Genomic DNA, 19,273 nt, shown 5'->3' with positions numbered 1-19,273 from the left:
CCGGCACGCCGACGCAACGCGTTGGCATGCCATTCAGCCGACCAGATCATTGACGCCCAGTATACCGAGCAGGATGGAGATGATGATACCCGCGATCATTACCCCAAGGCTGAGAATCAGAACCGGCTCGAGCAGCGCCAGCAGCCGCTTGATCACGGTTCCCACCTCATCCTCGTAGATATCGGCAACCTTGAGCAGCATTTCTTCCAGACGGCCGGTTTCCTCGCCCACCTGGATCATGTGCATGGCGAGCATGGGGAAGCGCCCGCTGTCGAGCAACGCACCACTGAGCGAACGACCTTCGCGCAACACCACGGTCGCCTCATCAAGATCATCGCGCAGCAGGCGATTGCCGATTACCTCACGCCCGATGGCGAGGGCGTTGACCAGCGAAACGCCGCCCTGCAGGAGGACGCCAAGGGTACGCGCGAACCGACTGGTGTCGACGTTGCGGACAAGCTCGCCGATGATCGGCCAGCCCAGGCTGCGCGCATCGAGGCGCCGGCGTATCGCCTCGTCACGCCAAAGCCGCCCGGCTAGCCAGTACAGGGCGCCGAACAGCAGCAACACCAGCCACCACCAGTGCGCCATGAAGTCGCCCAGGTTCATCACGAAGCGGGTCGGCGCCGGAAGCTGCCCCCCCATGTCGGAAAACAGGTCGGAAAAACTCGGCACGACATAAGCGAGCAGAAAGACCAAAGAGAGCACGGCCACGCCAAACAGAATCGCCGGATAGGTCAGCGCCGACATGACCAGCTGACGCATCGCCTTGGCACGCTCCAGATACTCAGCCATGCGCCGCAGCGAGACCTCGAGCGAGCCGCTGGCCTCTCCGGCCTTGATCATGCTGATGTAGAACGGCGAGAACTCGCGGCGCTCGGCGAACGCGTCCGCCAGGGTACTGCCCTTGCGCACAGCGGCTCGGATGTCACCGACCAGCGCCTTGCCAGCATCGTCGGCCAGCTCTTCGAGAATGGCCAGGCTACGATCCAGCGGCAGGCCGGAGCCGAGCATCACCGACAGCTCGCGGGTGAAATGCAGCACCCGATCACGCTCACTCATGCGCCGGCGCCGGCGCGGCGTACGAGACGCCCCCGGGCGCCCCCGCGAGCGCCCGGCCGCAGGCTGTATGCTCAGCGGAACCCAGCCCTCGCGCCCGAGCCAGTCAGCCACCTCAGCGACGGTTTTCTTGTCAATGACGCCTTCCTGGCTCTTGCCGGAGCGATCAAGCGCCTTGTATTTGAACTCTGCCATAGTGCCTTCAGGTCAGCGGCCAGGCTGCGCTACGCGCAGGACTTCCTGCACGCTGGTCAGCCCTTGCAGGGCCTTCATGAAACCATCTTCGAACATGGTGCGCATACCCTGCTCACGCGCCAGACGATAGATTGCCTCGCTGCTGGCATGCTGGATCACCAGGCTGCGCAACTCGTCGCTCATCATAAGCAGCTCGTGTATGCCCATGCGCCCCCGGTAGCCGGTATGCGCACAGGCGTCACAGCCATGCGCGTCCCACACCTGCACCGCTTCGCTCTGACCATGGGCCAGCAGGTGGCCGCAGCCCATCTGCTCAACTTCCTGCCACGCCATCTCATGAGGCCGCTTGCAGTGGCTACACAGCACCCGCACCAGGCGCTGCGCCATGATGGCATTGATGGTGGAGGTAAGCAGGTAGTCCTCCATGCCCATGTCGAGCAGACGCGTGATGGCGCTGGGCGCGTCATTGGTGTGCAGGGTACTGAGCACGATGTGACCGGTCAGGGCGGCTTGAATGGCGATACTCGCGGTTTCCCGGTCACGCATTTCACCAATCATCACCACGTCGGGGTCTTGCCGGAGGATCGAGCGCAGGGCCCCGGCGAAATCCAGGCCCAGCTTGCTGGCCGTCTGGATCTGGTTCACGCCCTGAATCTGATATTCGACCGGGTCTTCAACAGTCAGGATCTTGCGGTCAACGGTGTTCAAGCGGGTCAGCGCCGCATAGAGGGTGGTGGTCTTGCCGCTACCGGTGGGCCCAGTCACCAGGAAAATACCATTGGGACGTTCGAGCACGGCCTTGAAATCGTTCAGGATCGCTGCAGAGAGACCAATATTATCCAGATCGATGGTCATACTCTGCTTATCGAGAATCCGCATGACCACGCTTTCACCATGCATGGTCGGCACGGTGGATACGCGCAGGTCGATGGCGCGCCCCTGCAAGCGCAACTGAATACGGCCATCCTGTGGCAAGCGTCGCTCGGCGATATTGAGTTTGGCGAGGATCTTCAAGCGGGAAATGACGGCCGGCGCCAAGTTCGAGGGCGCGGCATCGATTTCCTGCAGCACGCCGTCAATGCGCAGGCGCACGATCAGGCTTTGCTCGAAGGGCTCGATGTGGATATCCGACGCTCGACTGTCCAGCGCCTTGGAAAACACGCCGTTGACCAGTCGGATGACCGGAGCCTCGCTGGCCATATCGCGCAGACGCTCGACATCATCGGTATGCGCTGCAAGGTCGACCTCGGCAACATCGACATCGTCGGACGCCACCGCCGCGGCACCGGCACCATAGAGGCGCTCGTATGCATTTTCCAGTTCGGACGACAGGCCCAGCATCGCCTCGACCTGACGCCCCGTGGCCATCTGCAGCGATTGCAGGACATATTCATCCGAAGGGTCCAGCATGGCCACGCGCAGTGTGACGCCATCATCCGCCAGCGGCAAAACATGCTGCTCACGCATGAACAGCGGCGATACCAGCTCGGCATCCATCACCGGCAGAGACGGATAGTCCTCGGCGGCGACCAGGCGGCAGCCGCTGCGCTCGACCTGCACCTGAGCCAGGTCGCGCTCCGAAACCATGCCCAGGCGCACCAGAATATTGCCGAGCTGTCCCCCGGAAACCTTTTGCACTTGCAAGGCGCGCTGCAGGTCCTGCTCGGAAAGCTTACCCGCCTCCACCAACCACTGGCCCAACTGATGTTTCACTGGGAACCCTCCCCGCTACCGCGACGTGCGCATACCGCTCTACGTGAAGCCACCTTCACGCGCGCCATAACACTTGCTTGATTCGCTGCTTCCACGCCGGCGAGACGACCCGCACGAGCCGCCCCATGCCGGGCAGGCCAAGCACTCTCCGCAGCAGGCCAACAGCAAGCGGGAAACGAGGGGCAGCGCCTCGCCGAGCCATGCCCCCCAACTGCGCCCAGCCTTCGTGCAGTTGCCGCCAGTCCGGCTCGCCCGGCGCCGACGAACCGATCATTTCCACCGCGAGATAGTCGCCCTCATAGGTAAATGCCTGCCCATAGTCACCGTCGAACACGCTGACCTGAGGCGCCACGCCGGATTGCAATTGGTTGCCTATCTCCATCAGCCTGGACAGAACTTGCGGCGCCTCGAGCTCGATCGGCAGCAGCCAGCTCCAGGGGCGGCCAGCGAGACGCTCCGGGTAGGCGCCGATCTGCGGCGCTACCACAGGCAACCCCAGCTTGAGGCATGTCGAGAGGGTGTAGCTGTAGGTTTCGGGGCAGGCGCCAGGAAACCATACCAGGTCCGGAGCCAGACCACGTATCAACGTCTCGACCTCTGCATCGTCGTAAGCGCCGTGGACACGCAGGTTACTGAACGGGTAGGCCGCCAGTTCGCGATAGGCGTACCCCAGCAGGTGAAATTCCAGCGGTGCTCGCTGACGTCTCGCCAGCAGGGCACAGGCCTCGAGCAAATCAGCCCCCTTAAACACGCTCAGCGCACCAAGCACGAGGACTTTCTGAGGCCGCGTCATCTCGCCACTCGACACCTTGAGCGGCTCCGTGACCGCAGGCTCGTGCGGCACCGCGACGAAGTGAGCATCCGGGAAGTAGCGCTGCATTCGCATACGTGTATCCACGCTGGGGGTGAACACGCGCTCGGCGCCGCACAGCAGCTTTTCGCCGAATGCCCGCCATTGCTGGATATCGACTCCACCCGGTGCCGGGCGCTGTTTCAGACAGTCGTTGCAGCCCGACTCATCAGGGGCGCCACAGTACCGCCCACGCTCATCCGTCAAGGTGATCTGCGGGCAGGCCAGGTAGTAATCATGCACAGTAACGTCATAGGGCACGCCAAGCTGCTGGGGCAGCAGCAGGAACTGCAGGTGCACACCGATAGTGTGATGAAAATGGATGCGGACCACGCCAAGGGCCTGCAGGGTCTCGAGCAGCAACGACGCATCATGCAGCGGGTCGAAACAGAGGCGGGCCCCCTGATCACCCTCGACAGGCCCCAGAGAAACCACCCCACCCTCGTCGACCGGCTGCAGCAGGTAAAGTTCGGCCGATTGCGCCAGACGCTGGGCCAGATCGTGCAGATGGCGCTGCGTGCCGCCACCACGACTGTGGTTGATCAACAGGACAACCGGGCGCTGAGAGCGCCTCGCACGCAGCAGATCGACAGCGAAACGCATGCGACAAGCCGGGTCCGCCATGATGTGCTCACGCACCACCAGATCATAACGAGGGTAGACCTTGGTCAGCGCGCGATGACCCGCCTTCTGATGCTCGCTCTGGGTTTCGGCGAAACTGACGCCACCCTTGTGATAGACGAAGGTGTCACCAGCGAACAGGTGCTGCCAACCTCGCTCAGCGGAGCGCATGCAGAACTCGTTTTCCTCACCGTAGCCACGACCAAACAGCACAGCATCGAACAAGCCACAGTCATCCAGGCAATCACGCCGGATGTACATGCAGAAACCGATTGCGGTCGGGATAGCCACACACTGGCCTGGATTGGCCTGACGAAACAGCTCATCCATCTCGGCCACGCCCAACCCTGTGGGCAGTTCGTTATCCTGGCAAAAACGCGGATAACTGCAGATGGTGGCGCTGTTGGAAAACGGCGTCACCGAACCTACGCGAGGGCGCCCGTAAGCAACCTGCTGCAACCGGGCCAGCCAGTCACCGGCGACTTCGGTATCGCTGTTGAGCAACAGGACGTCGCGCTCGGGATGCAGCGCCATGCCGCGATTCACTGTCTTGACGAACCCGAGGTTCTGCTCGTTATGCAAGAGCGTGACGCGCTCATCGAGGGTGCGCAGCCAGGCGACCAGTTGCGGATCCGGGCTACCGTCTTCGATGACGATGATCTGCGCCGGTACAGTGAAGCCTGCAGTCAGCACACTCTCGATACAGGCCTTGGTTTCTTCGAGGCCTCGGTACACAGGAATGATCACATCGACCAGAGGACGGGGATCGGGCGCCTGCCAAGATGAAGGCGCCACCGACGGCTCAAGCGTGCCCAGCACTTTGTGCGGCTTGCCCAGCAGCCGCAGCATGCGATTACGTGCCCGCCAAAGGCGACTCGAGGCTATCTCGCCCAGGCGTGCCTGCAACCGGCGACCATGGGCAGTGCTCTGCATGTATGCCTCGGTGAGCTCAGCGATACGCCCCCCGCTTGCTTCTGCGACCTGCTGCTGCTGCGCCAGGGTGCGCAACAGCTCATCACGCTGCTGATTATATTGCTCGAGCAGGGCATCACGTTGCGCTACCACATCGCGAGCATGCTGCAGGTCGACACCCAAACCCTCAAGCTGCGCCTGACGCTGAGACAAGGCACGTTCGCTCTTGAACAACTCTATGCCGTCGCCCAAGGCATGGAACAGCTGGATGACCCGGCGAGGCTCGCTACGCGCCAACTGCAGAAAATCGAGCATGGCCGCCGGGACCTGAGAACCCACGGCCAGTACGCCCAGACCGAACCCATAGGGAAACTCGAAGCCGGGATAGAGCTGGACAAGCTCGGCCCATAGCTGCCAAACGGCAAAATCCCCGTAGTGGACATTGGTGTCATGAAAGATCACCACCCCACGCTCGCTCATCTTCGGCAACCAGGTCTCGAAGTCGTGCCTGACCGCGTCATAGGTGTGCAATCCATCGATATGCAGCAGGTCGACGCTACCATCGGGAAAATGCGCCAGGGCCTCATCGAACGTCATGCGCAGCAGCGTGGAAAAATCGCCGTAACGAGGATCGTGGAACCCTGACAGTTCGCTGTAGATATCATCCCCATACTGGCCGGCCTGACTGTCACCCTGCCACGTGTCCACGGCGTAGCAGCGAGTGGCGAGCCCCTGATGGACGACACCCTGGCAAAAAGCACTGTAAGAGTCTCCCTTGTGCGTGCCCAGCTCCACGAACACCCTTGGCTTGAGCATATCCAGCAAGGTGAAAGCGAATGGCATGTGGCGATGCCAGGAGCCAATGTCGGTGAGCCGCTCGGGCATTTCAGCCTTGGCGGCAAGAGTCAGCAGATCAAGTGACGGCATGGTGTCTTGGTTCATTCGTGAATGGCGGTTATGTTCGGCCGGCACCAGTAGGCATCCTGCCAGGTCGAGATCAACAGCATTAGTGTTCTGCGGTCCGCGTTGGTTCAGCAGTCCGGCACGCAACGAGCGAACAGCGAGGAAGATCGAGCGCGAATAGCCCGGTAAGACTCGGGTCAGCCTGACAACGGAAAGCCAGCGCATCGTGGATCCAGTGATGCTGCACATGCTGCTGCTGAGTGCCGGCGCCCAAGGCGACACTGATGGTGTAGTCGCCAGTAGCCAGCAGCGGGAGATCGAACTCGAAGGCAATGCAGCAGTCCTGACCTGCACCCAGGTGCTGCCAGGTCGGCAGCAGGCGAATACTGTTCTCGCCACACAGCGCCTGACTCAATCGGTCCTTGATGAAAAAACCGAGAATCGGTGACTCGATGTCCTGCAGCGCCCGGCAGTCCACCTCCAGGCGTACACGCTGGGCCGCGCTGATGACATTCAGGACCTGCCCGGCCGAATCGAGCAGACGACACCCTTCGATACGACCACCACCCAGGCCAAACTCGCGCCCTGAGGCGACGGCGTCGCCCGCCTCGCTGACGCCGTGCTCATTCAGCTTGTTTTCATAGAAAGAGCCCAGGTACTGGTCACTGACGTTCTTCGCATCGCCAAAGCACTTCACCCTGCCGTTTTCCAGCCACAACGCGCGCTCGCAGAGACTGACGACCGAATGGGTGTCGTGACTGACAAAAAGCAGCGTTCCCCTTTCCGCGAAGGCACGCAGGAAACGCAAGCACTTCTGGGTAAAGTAGACATCGCCAACCGCAAGAGCTTCATCGATCACCAGGATGTCCGCATCCAGATGCGCTATCACGGCGAACGCCAACCGGACGAACATACCACTGGAGTATGTCTTGACCGGCTGATCGATGAAGTCGCCGATCTCGGCGAAAGCCAGAATGTCATCCATGCGCGCCTCGATAGCGGAACGATCGAGACCATGGATGGCGGCGCTCAGGTAAACATTCTCGCGACCGCTGAACTCAGGACTGAACCCCGCCCCCAGCTCGAGCAGCGCAGCAACCTTGCCATTGATCCTGACGCTGCCCGCGCTTGGCGTCAGCGTCCCGCAGATAATCTGCAGCAAAGTGGATTTGCCAGCACCATTACGACCGATGATGCCAAGCGTTTCGCCCTTGCGAACCTCGAAATTGATGCCCTGCAACGCATCGAAGGCACGCGCCCCCGAGCGGCGACCGCCGAAAAGCAGGTGCAGAAGGCGCTGCCCCGGAGAATCGAACAGCTGGTAGGACTTGCCGATGTCACGGACCGATATGACGACATCAGAGGACATCGGCAAACCCCCGCCGAGTGCGCCGGAAGAAGAGTCCGCCGAGAGCGGCACAAAGCACGGCAAGAGCAAGATAGGCCAGATAGGCTGCGGGCTGCGGCAAGAGCCCGCCAAGCAACAGATTGCGCATCATTTCGATCGAAGGTGTCAGCGGATTGAGATAAAGCCAGCCCTGATAGGCCTCAGGCAAGGCCGAAACGGGATAGAACACCGGCGCCATGAACATCATCACGGTCATCAGCACCGGCACTACCTGGCCGATGTCCCTCAGGAAGACACCCAGAGCCGCCATGAACCAGGCGACTCCAAGTGTCACCAGGATCAACGGGAGCATGACAACCGGCAACATAATGAGCTGCCAGTGGATATGCCCGTATATGCAGACGTAAGCCGCCAGAAGTACAAGCAGACTGATGAGTGCATGAAACAGCGCAGAAACAAGCACGACCGGAGGCAGTATCCACAGAGGAAACACGACGCGCTTGACGTAACTGGTGTACTGCAACATCAGTCCTGGCGCACGATTGACACACTCGGCAAAAAAGCCGTGCACGATGATACCCGCAAAAACGTTGAGCGCGAACGCCAGCTTGTCATCGCCGCCAATGCCCCAGCGAGCCTTGAACACCACACTGAATACAAAGGTGTACACAGTCAGCATGACCACCGGGGACACCAGCGACCATAGCACCCCCATGACCGACCCGCGGTATCGGGCCGCGACATCTCGCCTGCTCAGCTGGTAAAGCAGGTAAAGGTAGTACTTCATGCAGGGTCATAACCTTGGCGGAAAATCGGCCATTATCGTGATCCCCAGTTTCTTTGCAATGACTAGCAGATGAGCGCCTCCGCCAGCAAAGTGCCATCCTCCGACACATCCGACCGGCGCATCCGAAGGGTAGCCGCCCTCGTGACGAATGGACTGTGCATGATATTGCCGCCGGAAGCGTTCAAAATCGTGACGCCTATGTTACAAAGCCTCAAGCCTCCTCGACGCTATGCCGGCGGCGCAGCCGGCTTGCAGAAAAAGCGATTGCAACGCGCTTGCATCTCACCATCCTGCCCTGTCAGGGTGTCGTATCGCTCACAGGCAATAACGAACATGACCAAAGACGACATCGAAATCCTCGCGCGCGAGGCGTGCTTTCGCGGCTTCTACCGGCTCGACCGGATCAAGTTGCGCCACCGGCAATATGCCGGCGACATGGGCCCGCAACTGACCCGTGAGCTGTTCGTGCGCCACGACGCCGTCTGCGTGCTGCCCTACGACCCGCAACGCGACGAAGTGGTGCTGATCGAGCAGTTCCGTGTCGGCGCGATGGACAAGGCGACCAACCCCTGGCTGCTGGAACTGGTCGCCGGCCTGATCGACAAGGACGAGGAGCCCGAGGAGGTCGCCCGTCGCGAAGCGGTCGAGGAAGCCGATCTGATTCTCGGCCCGCTGTGGCCGATCACCCAGTATTTCCCCTCGCCAGGCGGCTCCGACGAGTTCGTCCACCTGTTCCTCGGCCGTTGCGACAGCAGTGGCGCGGGCGGCGTGCATGGTCTGCCCGAGGAAGGCGAGGACATCCGCGTGCACGTGCTGCCGCTGGAAGACGCCCTGGCTGCCGTGCGTGACGGGCGCATCAACAACGCGGCCAGCATCATCGCCCTGCAATGGCTGGCACTGAACCGCGACGAAGTACGGGGCATGTGGTCGTGAACCTGCTCCGCGAGCGCTATCGGGTCGACCTGGTCGAGCTGCAGGCCGCTTGCGAGGCCAACTACGCCCGCCTGATGCGCCTGCTGCCGCGCATGCGCGAACAGAGCGAGAGCCGCCGTGTCGCTCTGAGCCAGGGCGAACACCTGCTCGGCATCCTGGCGCTGGAGGTGCTGGAAAGCTGCCCCTACACCACGACGCTGCGCGTTCGCCAGGAGCACAGCCTGCCCTGGTTGCCCGTGCCGCAGCTGGAAGTCAGGGTCTATCACGACGCGCGCATGGCCGAAGTGGTCGGCGCCGAGAATGCCCGCCGCCTGCACATTCGCTACCCCTACCCCAATGCGGCGATGCATCAACCGGATGAAAAGAGCCAGCTCAACCTGTTCCTCGGCGAATGGCTGAGCCACTGCCTGGCCTGCGGTCATGAGCCACAGCCGGTGATGTAGCCCCGCCCACCCGGCGATCAAGCTTTTCACTCCCTGGCCGATAGCGCGACGTTGTGCCAGTTTCTGTGATCTGTGTCCGCTTCCTGGGTTTTCCCTTTGCTGCGGCAGCCACCATAATTGCTCTGATTGAGCCCTAGGAGACGGTCTTGCCGAGCCTGCCCATCCCATCCGCTGATTCTTCGGTCCTGCTGGTGCAGCTGTCCGACAGTCACCTGTTCGCCGAAGCGGACGGCAAGCTGCTGGGCATGGATACCTGCGACAGCTTGCAACGCGTGATCGAGCAGGTGCAGCAGGAGCAGCCACAGATCGACCTGATCCTGGCCACCGGCGACCTGTCGCAGGACGGCAGCGTGGCATCCTACGAGCGTTTCCGGCAGCTCACCGCAGCGATCGGCGCGCCGTGCCGCTGGCTGGCCGGCAACCATGACGAAACCCCGCCCATGCAGGCCGTGTGCAAGGACAGCGAGCTGCTGCAACCGGTGATCGACCTCGGCGCCTGGCGCGTCATCATGCTCGACTCGTCGATCCCCGGCGCCGTTCCCGGTTTTCTGGCCGACAGCCAGCTCGAACTGCTGCAGCGCGCCCTCGACGAAGCGCCGCAACGCCACCACCTGATCTGCCTGCACCACCACCCGGTGGCCATCGGCTGCAAATGGATGGACCCCATCGGCCTGCGCAATCCCGATGCGCTGTTCGCCATCCTCGACCGCCACCCACAGGCGCGCGCCGTGCTCTGGGGGCATATCCACCAGGAATTCGACCAGCCGCGCGGCAACCTGCGCCTGCTCGCCTCGCCGTCGACCTGCGTGCAGTTCGCCCCCGGCAGCGAGGAGTTCCAGGTCGGCAGCGAGGCCCCCGGCTATCGCTGGCTGCGCCTGCACGCCGATGGCACGCTGGACACCGGGATATCCCGCGTCACCGGCATCCACTTCGAAGTGGATTACAGCGTCAAGGGCTATTGAACCAGCGGCAAGCGAGATGTGCAGCCCAACGGCCACCGCCCGGCTTTTTCTTGCAGCCTGCAGCTTGCAGCTTGTAACCGCTTTTTGTAGTAGCCTCCCGCTCCATGACTGCATCCATCCTCTATATCCACGGCCTGAACAGCTCACCGGCCTCGCACAAGGCCAGCCAGCTGAGTCGCGCCATGGCCCGCCTGGGCCTGGCCGACCGGCTGCGCGTGCCGGCGCTGCATCATCACCCGCGCCAGGCCATGGCCCAGTTGCAGGCGCTCGTCGCCGAACTGGGCGCCCCCGTGCTGGTGGGCAGCTCCCTGGGTGGCTACTACGCCACCTGCCTGGCCGAGCAGCATGGCCTCAAGGCACTGCTGATCAACCCGGCGGTACGGCCTCACCTGCGCTTCGACGGCTACCTCGGCCCGCAGAAGAACTACTACAGCGACGAGACCTGGGAACTCACCGAGGATCACGTCGCGGCGCTGGCCGAGTTCGAGGTCGCGCCCCCCGTCGATGCCGAGCGCTATCAGGTGTGGCTGCAGACCGCCGACGAAACCCTCGACTACCGCGACGCCGAGCGTTACTACCGTGCCGGCGCGCTGCGCATCCAGGCCGGTGGCGACCACGGTTTCCAGGGATTCGCCGAGCGTCTTCCGATACTCTTCGCTTTTGCCGGCATTGACGCCACACTCTGGCGCGATATCGACTTTTCCGCATTCAATTGATGAACAAGAGAGCCCATGGCCCAGCAGAACGCCTATAACGCCGATGCCATCGAAGTCCTTTCCGGCCTCGACCCGGTGCGCAAGCGCCCGGGCATGTACACCGACACCACGCGCCCCAACCACCTCGCCCAGGAAGTGATCGACAACAGCGTCGACGAAGCCTTGGCCGGTCACGCCAAGTCGATCCAGGTGATCCTGCACGAGGACAACTCGCTGGAAGTGCTCGACGACGGCCGCGGCATGCCGGTGGACATCCACCCGGAAGAAGGCGTTCCCGGCGTCGAGCTGATCCTCACCAAGCTGCACGCCGGCGGCAAGTTCAGCAACAAGAACTACCAGTTCTCCGGTGGTCTGCACGGCGTCGGCATCAGCGTGGTCAACGCCCTGTCGACGCGCGTGGTGGTGACCGTCAAGCGTGACGGTAGCGAGTACCAGATGAGCTTCGCCGACGGTTTCAAGGCCAGCGACCTGCAGGTGATCGGCAGCGTCGGCAAGCGCAACACCGGCACCAGCGTGCACTTCTGGCCGGACGCCAAGTACTTCGACTCCTTCAAGTTCTCGGTCAGCCGCCTCAAGCACGTGCTCAAGGCCAAGGCCGTGCTGTGCCCGGGGCTGTCCGTCACCTTCGAGGACAAGGCCGCCGGCGACAAGGTCGAGTGGCACTACGAGGACGGCCTGCGCTCCTACCTGGTCGATGCCGTCAGCGAGTTCGAACGCCTGCCCGCCGAGCCCTTCTGCGGCACGCTGGCCGGTAACAAGGAAGCGGTGGACTGGGCCCTGCTGTGGCTGCCGGAAGGCGGCGACGCCGTGCAGGAAAGCTACGTCAACCTGATCCCCACCGCGCAGGGCGGCACCCACGTCAATGGCTTGCGCCAGGGCCTGCTGGACGCCATGCGCGAGTTCTGCGAGTTCCGCAACCTGCTGCCGCGCGGCGTCAAGCTGGCCCCGGAAGACGTCTGGGAACGCATCGCCTTCGTCCTCTCGATGAAGATGCAGGACGCCCAGTTCTCCGGCCAGACCAAGGAGCGCCTGTCCTCCCGCGAGGCCGCCGCCTTCGTCTCCGGCGTGGTCAAGGACGCTTTCAGCCTGTGGCTCAACGCCAACCCGGAAACCGGCCTGGCCCTGGCCGAACTGGCCATCAGCAATGCCGGCCGACGTCTCAAGGCGGGCAAGAAGGTCGAACGCAAGAAGATCACTCAGGGCCCGGCACTGCCTGGCAAACTGGCTGACTGCGCCGGGCAGAACCCGCTGCGCTGCGAACTGTTCCTGGTCGAGGGTGACTCCGCCGGCGGCAGCGCCAAGCAGGCGCGCGACAAGGAATTCCAGGCCATCATGCCGCTGCGCGGCAAGATCCTGAACACTTGGGAAGTCGATGGCAGCGAGGTGCTGGCCTCGCAGGAAGTGCATGACATCGCCGTGGCCATCGGTATCGATCCGGGCTCGAGCGATCTCTCCGGCCTGCGCTACGGCAAGATCTGCATCCTCGCCGACGCCGACTCCGACGGCCTGCACATCGCCACCCTGCTTTGCGCCCTGTTCGTGCGCCACTTCCGTACGCTGGTCGATGCCGGCCATGTCTACGTCGCCATGCCGCCGCTGTACCGCATCGACCTGGGCAAGGAGATCTTCTACGCCCTGGACGACGCCGAGCGCGACGGCATTCTCGACCGCCTGGTGGCCGAGAAGCGCCGCGGCAAGCCACAGGTCACGCGCTTCAAGGGCCTCGGTGAGATGAACCCGCCCCAGCTGCGCGAAACCACCATGGACCCGAACACCCGGCGTCTGGTGCAGCTGACCCTGGACGACTTCGAAGGCACCCGCGAAGTGATGGACATGCTCCTGGCCAAGAAACGCGCCGGCGACCGCAAGAGCTGGCTGGAAACCAAGGGCAACCTGGCCGAGGTTCTGGCTTGATGCGCCATCACCTCCTCGCACTCGGTCTGTTGGCCGGCGTGGCCAACGCCGAGCCGGTGCAGCTGGAAGAGCTGCAGCTGCAGCGCGAGTTCCCGGTAACCCAGATGCCCAGCGGCCACCTGTCCGGCCTGGCGATGTGCGGTGAAGCCCTGTGGGCGGTGTCCGATCGTGACGACGATCGCCTCTACCAGCTGCACCAGGAGGATGACCTGCTGCGTGCCGAGGCGGAGACCTTCGTCGCCCCCGAACCGCCGGAAAGCACCCTGCCCTGGGGCCTGCGCATGCGCAACTGGGCGGCCGGGCTGGTACGCGGCGGCAAGCTGGACTTCGAAGGCCTGTCCTGCGACACGCAGGGCAATCGCTACCTGATCAGCGAGACCCGCGCCGCCGTGCTGCAGGTCGCCAGCAATGGCAGCACCGAGTGGCTCAACCTGCCCGGCGCCGTGGTCCGCCAGGCCCGCGCCAGCGGCATGCTGCTGCATTTCAACCAGGGCTTCGAGGGCATTGCCGTCGACCCTGCCGGTGAACGCCTGTGGCTCGCTGCCGAACAGCGCCGTCGGGGCCTGGCCGTGCTGCATCGGCGTGGCAGCAGCTGGCGTTGCACGGGAGGCTGCGTGCTGACCAGCGAAGGCGGCGACGAGCCCTCGCCAGCCGCCCTGGGTGGGCAGATGGCCGCACGCGACTTCTCCGGGCTGGCCTACTTCGGCGAGAAACTCTTCACCCTCGAGCGGCAGTCCCACCGCATCTGTCGGCGCGCGCTGGGTGACGGCGTGGCGGAGCTGTGCTGGTCGTTCGCCGACGAGGCCTTGCGCGAGCCCCGTCGCTACGCCCAGGACTACGGCATGGCCGAAGCCCTGTGGATCGACAAGGAAGGCGCCTGGATCGGCCTCGACAATGGCGAACAGCCCCGTGGCGATGGCGAGCAACGCCCGATCGTCTGGCGCTTTGCCGCGCCCAGGGGCGGCTGGAGCCGGCGCTCGTGAGCGAGCAGGCGCCTGGCCGCCGCGCCGGACGGGTCATGCTGGTGCTCGCCTGGGGCGCCGGCCTGCTGCTGGCCACGCACTTCTTCGGCAACTGGGAAGACAGCCAGCGCAACCCGAACCAGACGCCACAGTCCGTGCACGGCAACGGCTTCGTCGAGGTCAGCCTGGCCAGCAGTCGCCAGGGCCACTACCTGGTGAACGGCGAGATCGACGGCCAGGAAGTGACCTTCCTGCTCGACACCGGCGCCACCGCCGTGGCCGTCCCCGAAGCCCTGGCGCGCAAGCTCGGCCTGCAGCGCGGCGCGCCGATCACCCTGAGTACCGCCAATGGCCGCAGCACGGGCCATCGCACACGCCTGGCGACCCTGCGCCTGGGCGACATCGAACTGCGCGACGTCGCGGCCCTGATCGCCCCCGGCATGGACGGCGACGAAGTACTGCTGGGCATGAGCGCGCTGCAGCAACTCGAATTCAGTCAGAAGGGCGGCACCCTGGTGCTGCGCCAATCAACCTTGCAATGAGGCCCGCATGAGCGAATCCCTCGATTTGAGCCTGGAAGGCGTGGAACGTCGGTCACTCGCCGACTTCACCGAGCAGGCCTATCTCAACTACTCCATGTACGTGATCATGGACCGCGCCCTGCCGCACATCGGCGACGGCCTCAAGCCCGTACAGCGGCGTATCGTCTATGCCATGAGCGAACTGGGCCTGGACGCAGACGCCAAGCACAAGAAATCCGCGCGGACCGTCGGTGACGTGCTCGGCAAGTTCCACCCGCACGGCGACAGTGCCTGCTACGAAGCCATGGTGCTGATGGCGCAGCCGTTCAGCTACCGCTACACTCTGGTCGACGGCCAGGGCAACTGGGGTGCGCCGGACGATCCCAAGTCCTTCGCCGCCATGCGCTACACCGAGGCGCGCCTGTCACGCTACTCGGAAGTGCTGCTGGCCGAGCTTGGCCAGGGCACCGTCGACTGGGTACCGAACTTCGACGGCACCCTCAACGAGCCGGCGACACTGCCGGCACGCCTGCCCAACCTGCTGCTCAACGGCACCACCGGTATCGCCGTGGGCATGGCCACCGACGTGCCGCCGCACAACCTGCGGGAAGTCGCCGCCGCCTGCGTACGCCTGCTGGACGAGCCGGGCGCGACCGTCGAGCAGCTCTGCGAGCACATCCAGGGCCCGGACTTCCCCACCGAAGCGGAAGTCATCACGCCCAAGGCCGACCTGCTGAAGATCTACGAGAACGGGCGCGGCTCGGTGCGCATGCGCGCCGTGTATCGCGTCGAGGACGGCGACATCGTCGTCACCGCCCTGCCGCACCAGGTCTCCGGCTCCAAAGTACTGGAGCAGATCGCCGCGCAGATGCAGGCCAAGAAGCTGCCGATGGTCGCCGACCTGCGCGACGAGTCGGACCACGAGAACCCGACCCGCATCGTCATCATCCCGCGCTCCAACCGCGTCGACGTCGACGAGCTGATGACCCACCTGTTCGCCACCACCGACCTGGAGTCCAGCTACCGGGTCAACACCAACGTCATCGGCCTCGACGGCAAGCCGCAGGTCAAGGACCTGCGCACCCTGCTGCGCGAATGGCTGGAATACCGGGTCGGCACCGTGCGTCGCCGCCTGCAGTTCCGCCTGGACAAGGTAGAGAAGCGCCTGCATCTGTTGGAAGGCTTGCTGATCGCCTTCCTCAACCTCGACGAAGTGATCCGTATCATCCGCACCGAGGACCATCCCAAGCCGGTGCTGATGGAGACTTTCGGCCTCACCGACGTGCAGGCCGACTACATCCTCGACACCCGCCTGCGCCAACTGGCCCGCCTGGAAGAAATGAAGATCCGCGGCGAGCAGGACGAACTGGCCAAGGAGCGCGAGAAGCTGCTGGCCCTGCTCGGCAGCGAAGCCAAGCTGAAGAAGCTGGTGCGCAAGGAAATCATCGAGGACGCCGAGAAGTACGGCGACGACCGCCGCTCGCCGATCGTCGCGCGCGCCGAGGCCAAGGCCCTGTCGGAAACCGAGCTGATGCCGACCGAACCGGTCACCGTGGTGCTCTCGGAAAAAGGCTGGGTGCGTTGCGCCAAGGGGCACGACATCGATGCCACCGGCCTCTCCTACAAGGCCGGCGACGGCTTCAAGGCCGCCGCACCGGGGCGCTCCAACCAGTACGCGGTGTTCATCGACTCCACCGGGCGCAGCTACTCGCTGACCGCCCATTCGCTGCCCTCGGCGCGTGGCCAGGGCGAACCGCTGACCGGCCGCCTGACCCCGCCACCGGGCGCCAGCTTCGAATGCGTGATGCTGCCGGAAGACAGCGCCCTGTACGTGATCGCCTCCGATGCCGGCTACGGCTTCGTGGTCAAGGGCGAGGACCTGCAGGCCAAGAACAAGGCCGGCAAGGCCCTGTTGACCCTGCCCAATGGCGCCAGGGTGGTGCCGCCCAAGCCGGTGACGAGCCTGGAGGACGACTGGCTGGCCGCGGTGACGACCGAGGGTCGCCTGCTGCTGTTCAAGGTTACCGACCTGCCGCAACTGGGCAAAGGCAAGGGCAACAAGATCATCGGTATCCCCGGCGAGCGCGTGGCCTCACGCGAGGAGTACCTGACCGATCTGGCCGTCCTGCCCAATGGCGCCAGTTTGGTTTTACAGGCCGGGAAGCGTACCCTGACACTCAAAGCCGACGATCTGGAACACTACAAGGGTGAGCGCGGCCGCCGTGGCAACAAGCTGCCTCGCGGCTTCCAGCGCGTCGACCAGCTCCTGGTGGAATAGCGTCGGCAGACATGCCGTCCATTCGTGATATCCGCGCTACCGGCAAGCGGCCAAGGCTGGAGTCGTAGCGCGGTTTGACGGATGATACGCGCCCTGGGTCATGCGCAAATGACCTCACCTGCATGATATGGGATCGATGTGCAGCTGCCCCAGAAGCGGCTGCCGGGAACGAATGATGACTGTAGTACGCCCCCTGGCCGTGCTTCTGATGACGCTGCTCACGCTCAGTGGTTGCAGCCTGCTGCAGCAGAAGCCCGTACCGCTCTATCAACTGGACAGTGGCAGCGCCGAGACGCCGACCAAGGACAACGGTGTCACGGTCCTGGTCGGCCCGATCAGCGTGGCCGACTACCTGCGCCAGCAGAACCTGCTGCAACGCCAGGCCGACGGCAGCCTGGTGGCGGCGCAGAACGCTCGCTGGGCCAGCGGCCTGGCCAACGACATCGACCAGCAGATGCTGCGTCAGCTGGCCTGGCGCCTGGATAGCCAGCGCCTGGTTCTGGCCCCTGCGGCACCGGGCTTCAGTGCCGATGCCCAGGTCATGCTGACCATTACCCGCCTCGACTCCGGCCCCACTCAACCGGCCGTGCTGGAGGCCCAGTGGCGCCTGCTCGACCGTCGCGGGCAACTGCGCGACAGCCGCCTGATCCGCCTGGAAGAAGCTCACAGCGGCACGCTGGCCGAACAGGTAAAGGCGCAGAGCACGCTGGTGCAGCGCCTGGCCAGCGAGCTGGCCGTCGCCATCCAGCCGATCGCCATCGCCGAGGACCCGACGCCGGAGCCGCCGCGCCGCAAGCCGCCCGTCGCCAAGGCCAAGCCGGAAGAGCCCGCCGGGCCGAAGATCCCGGTGGCCGAGCCGATCAAGATCGATACGGAAGTCTTCCGTTTCTAAGCAAAAAGCCCGCAGATGCGGGCTTTTTTCATGGAGTCTCCGCGCTATTTCAGCTCGCTGGAGCTCTTGCCCAGCAGGCGCCTGGCGACGATCAGCAACTGGATCTGCTGGGTGCCCTCGAAGATATCGAGGATCTTCGAATCCCGCGCCCACTTCTCCAGCAGCTCATCCTCGGCATAACCGCTGGCGCCCGCCAGTTCGACGCACTTGAGCGTCACCTCGCTGGCAACGCGCCCGGCCTTGGCCTTGGCCATCGACGCCTCTCTGGAGTTGGGCAGCTTGTTGTCGGCCATCCAGGCCGCCTTGAGCGTCAGCAGACGCGCAGCCTCCCATTCGGCTTCCAGGCGGTAGAGCGTCGCTTCGGCATGGCTGACGCTGAGCAGCGGCCGGGCATGGTCCAGGCGACAACCGGCCTCGCGCAGCAGCTCACGGGTGCGGTCGAGCGCGGCCTTGGCCACACCGACCGCCATTCCCGCGACCAGCGGCCGGGTATTGTCGAAGGTTTCCATGACCCCGGCGAAGCCCTTCTGCACATCGACCTCCGCGTTGCCCAGCAGGTTGGCCGCTGGCACGCGGCAGTCAGTGAAACTGATCGATGCCGTGTCCGAGGCCTTGATGCCAAGCTTCTTCTCCAGACGCATCACCGTCATGCCGGGCGTGCCCTTCTCCACCACGAACGACTTGATCGCCGCTCGTCCCAGACTGCGATCGAGACTGGCCCAGACCACCACGGCATCGGCACGCTCGCCGGAGGTGACGAAGATCTTCTCGCCATTGATCACATAATGATCACCGTCCTTCACGGCAGTGGCGCGAATCGCTGCGGAGTCCGAGCCACAGCCCGGCTCGGTGATGGCCATCGCGGCCCAGGTCCTGCCCAGGCGGGCCAGCTGCTCGTCATTGGCGACCGCGGCGATGGCGGCGTTGCCCAGCCCCTGACGCGGCATGGCCAGGAGCAGGCCGACATCGCCCCAGCACAGCTCCATCACGCCCAGCAGCGCGGCCATGTTGCCGCCATTCTTGACGCCCTCCTGCTGCTCACGCGCCGCGCCACGCTTGCTCGCCGAGCCGGCACCGACGGCATCGGGCGAGCCCTCGTTCATGCCGTCGAGCAGCGCAGCCAACATGTCCAGCTCCTTCGGATAGGCATGCTCGGCCTTGTCGTACTTGCGCGAGATCGGCCGCAGATAGCGGGCCGCGACCTGATGGGCCTGGCGCTGCAGGCCGGCGAACTTCTTCGGGGTTTCCAGATTCATGATGAGCT

General features: G+C 64.2%; 15 protein-coding genes. 9 read left to right on the top strand and 6 right to left on the bottom strand.

Annotation, left to right across the window (positions count from 1 at the left end):
- Positions 1-33: 33 nt before the first annotated feature.
- The 5 genes from JLK41_RS02960 to JLK41_RS02940 form a co-directional block, all read right to left on the bottom strand.
- A complete protein-coding gene (locus tag JLK41_RS02960; RefSeq protein WP_179553322.1) occupies positions 34-1,062 on the bottom strand; it encodes a type II secretion system F family protein in 1,029 nt (342 codons plus the stop codon).
- Positions 1,063-1,266: 204 nt separating this feature from the next.
- Complete coding sequence (gene gspE / locus JLK41_RS02955) at positions 1,267-2,955, bottom strand: type II secretion system ATPase GspE (protein ID WP_244976468.1); 1,689 nt, start codon at positions 2,953-2,955, stop codon at positions 1,267-1,269.
- 67 nt (positions 2,956-3,022) lie between these two features.
- A complete protein-coding gene (locus JLK41_RS02950; RefSeq protein ID WP_244976505.1) occupies positions 3,023-6,166 on the bottom strand; it encodes a class I SAM-dependent methyltransferase in 3,144 nt (1,047 codons plus the stop codon).
- A gap of 190 nt (positions 6,167-6,356) precedes the next feature.
- Complete coding sequence (locus tag JLK41_RS02945) at positions 6,357-7,622, bottom strand: ABC transporter ATP-binding protein (protein ID WP_052178404.1); 1,266 nt, start codon at positions 7,620-7,622, stop codon at positions 6,357-6,359.
- Entirely contained in the window at positions 7,612-8,388 is a 777-nt protein-coding gene (locus JLK41_RS02940; RefSeq protein WP_052178403.1) for an ABC transporter permease, read from the bottom strand. Before JLK41_RS02940 ends, JLK41_RS02945 begins: the two co-directional genes overlap by 11 nt.
- A 333-nt stretch (positions 8,389-8,721) precedes the next feature.
- On the opposite strand from JLK41_RS02940, the gene JLK41_RS02935 reads away from it, so the two are divergent.
- The 9 genes from JLK41_RS02935 to JLK41_RS02895 all read left to right on the top strand — a co-directional run bounded on the left by JLK41_RS02935 (position 8,722) and on the right by JLK41_RS02895 (position 18,009).
- Positions 8,722-9,321, top strand: a complete 600-nt coding sequence (locus JLK41_RS02935; RefSeq protein WP_210390308.1) for an NUDIX domain-containing protein — start codon at positions 8,722-8,724, stop codon at positions 9,319-9,321.
- A complete protein-coding gene (locus JLK41_RS02930; protein ID WP_037054870.1) occupies positions 9,312-9,764 on the top strand; it encodes a DUF1249 domain-containing protein in 453 nt (150 codons plus the stop codon). The genes JLK41_RS02935 and JLK41_RS02930 overlap by 10 nt, the downstream gene beginning before the upstream one ends.
- A gap of 146 nt (positions 9,765-9,910) precedes the next feature.
- Positions 9,911-10,726: a 3',5'-cyclic-AMP phosphodiesterase gene (cpdA, locus tag JLK41_RS02925; RefSeq protein ID WP_210390307.1), complete on the top strand. Its 816-nt coding sequence runs from the start codon at positions 9,911-9,913 to the stop codon at positions 10,724-10,726.
- Between the two features lie 104 nt (positions 10,727-10,830).
- Positions 10,831-11,442, top strand: a complete 612-nt coding sequence (locus JLK41_RS02920; RefSeq protein ID WP_152487756.1) for a YqiA/YcfP family alpha/beta fold hydrolase — start codon at positions 10,831-10,833, stop codon at positions 11,440-11,442.
- Between the two features lie 15 nt (positions 11,443-11,457).
- The gene (gene parE / locus JLK41_RS02915; protein ID WP_037054875.1) at positions 11,458-13,356 is read left to right on the top strand and encodes a DNA topoisomerase IV subunit B; all 1,899 of its coding nucleotides are present in this window, start codon (positions 11,458-11,460) and stop codon (positions 13,354-13,356) included.
- On the top strand, positions 13,356-14,339 hold the full coding sequence (locus JLK41_RS02910) for an esterase-like activity of phytase family protein (RefSeq protein ID WP_179553318.1): 984 nt from the start codon (positions 13,356-13,358) through the stop codon (positions 14,337-14,339). Before parE ends, JLK41_RS02910 begins: the two co-directional genes overlap by 1 nt.
- Entirely contained in the window at positions 14,336-14,860 is a 525-nt protein-coding gene (locus tag JLK41_RS02905; protein WP_047591108.1) for a retropepsin-like aspartic protease family protein, read from the top strand. Before JLK41_RS02910 ends, JLK41_RS02905 begins: the two co-directional genes overlap by 4 nt.
- A gap of 7 nt (positions 14,861-14,867) precedes the next feature.
- Positions 14,868-17,117, top strand: a complete 2,250-nt coding sequence (gene parC / locus JLK41_RS02900; RefSeq protein WP_037054881.1) for a DNA topoisomerase IV subunit A — start codon at positions 14,868-14,870, stop codon at positions 17,115-17,117.
- Positions 17,118-17,289: 172 nt separating this feature from the next.
- Positions 17,290-18,009, top strand: coding sequence for a PqiC family protein (locus JLK41_RS02895; RefSeq protein WP_037054883.1), 720 nt, complete (start codon positions 17,290-17,292; stop codon positions 18,007-18,009).
- Positions 18,010-18,053: 44 nt separating this feature from the next.
- Here the strand turns inward: JLK41_RS02895 and JLK41_RS02890 are convergent, their stop codons facing one another.
- The gene (locus JLK41_RS02890) at positions 18,054-19,265 is read right to left on the bottom strand and encodes an acyl-CoA dehydrogenase family protein (RefSeq protein WP_210390306.1); all 1,212 of its coding nucleotides are present in this window, start codon (positions 19,263-19,265) and stop codon (positions 18,054-18,056) included.
- Positions 19,266-19,273: the final 8 nt, after the last annotated feature.

This window comes from Ectopseudomonas khazarica, assembly GCF_017915135.1.
Taxonomy (GTDB): domain Bacteria; phylum Pseudomonadota; class Gammaproteobacteria; order Pseudomonadales; family Pseudomonadaceae; genus Aquipseudomonas; species Aquipseudomonas khazarica.
The sequence above is the reverse complement of the archived record's forward strand: the minus strand, read 5'-3'. Positions and strand labels throughout refer to the sequence as shown.

Excerpts from the sequence above, each read along its gene's own strand:
- JLK41_RS02895 (WP_037054883.1), top strand. The coding sequence starts at position 17,290 with ATGATGACTGTAGTACGCCCCCTGGCCGTGCTTCTGATGACGCTGCTC.
- parC (WP_037054881.1), top strand. The coding sequence starts at position 14,868 with ATGAGCGAATCCCTCGATTTGAGCCTGGAAGGCGTGGAACGTCGGTCA.
- JLK41_RS02910 (WP_179553318.1), top strand. The coding sequence starts at position 13,356 with ATGCGCCATCACCTCCTCGCACTCGGTCTGTTGGCCGGCGTGGCCAAC.
- JLK41_RS02940 (WP_052178403.1), bottom strand. The coding sequence starts at position 8,388 with ATGAAGTACTACCTTTACCTGCTTTACCAGCTGAGCAGGCGAGATGTC.
- JLK41_RS02890 (WP_210390306.1), bottom strand. The coding sequence starts at position 19,265 with ATGAATCTGGAAACCCCGAAGAAGTTCGCCGGCCTGCAGCGCCAGGCC.
- JLK41_RS02950 (WP_244976505.1), bottom strand. The coding sequence starts at position 6,166 with ATGCTCAAGCCAAGGGTGTTCGTGGAGCTGGGCACGCACAAGGGAGAC.
- JLK41_RS02945 (WP_052178404.1), bottom strand. The coding sequence starts at position 7,622 with ATGTCCTCTGATGTCGTCATATCGGTCCGTGACATCGGCAAGTCCTAC.
- JLK41_RS02960 (WP_179553322.1), bottom strand. The coding sequence starts at position 1,062 with ATGAGTGAGCGTGATCGGGTGCTGCATTTCACCCGCGAGCTGTCGGTG.
- JLK41_RS02920 (WP_152487756.1), top strand. The coding sequence starts at position 10,831 with ATGACTGCATCCATCCTCTATATCCACGGCCTGAACAGCTCACCGGCC.
- parE (WP_037054875.1), top strand. The coding sequence starts at position 11,458 with ATGGCCCAGCAGAACGCCTATAACGCCGATGCCATCGAAGTCCTTTCC.
- JLK41_RS02935 (WP_210390308.1), top strand. The coding sequence starts at position 8,722 with ATGACCAAAGACGACATCGAAATCCTCGCGCGCGAGGCGTGCTTTCGC.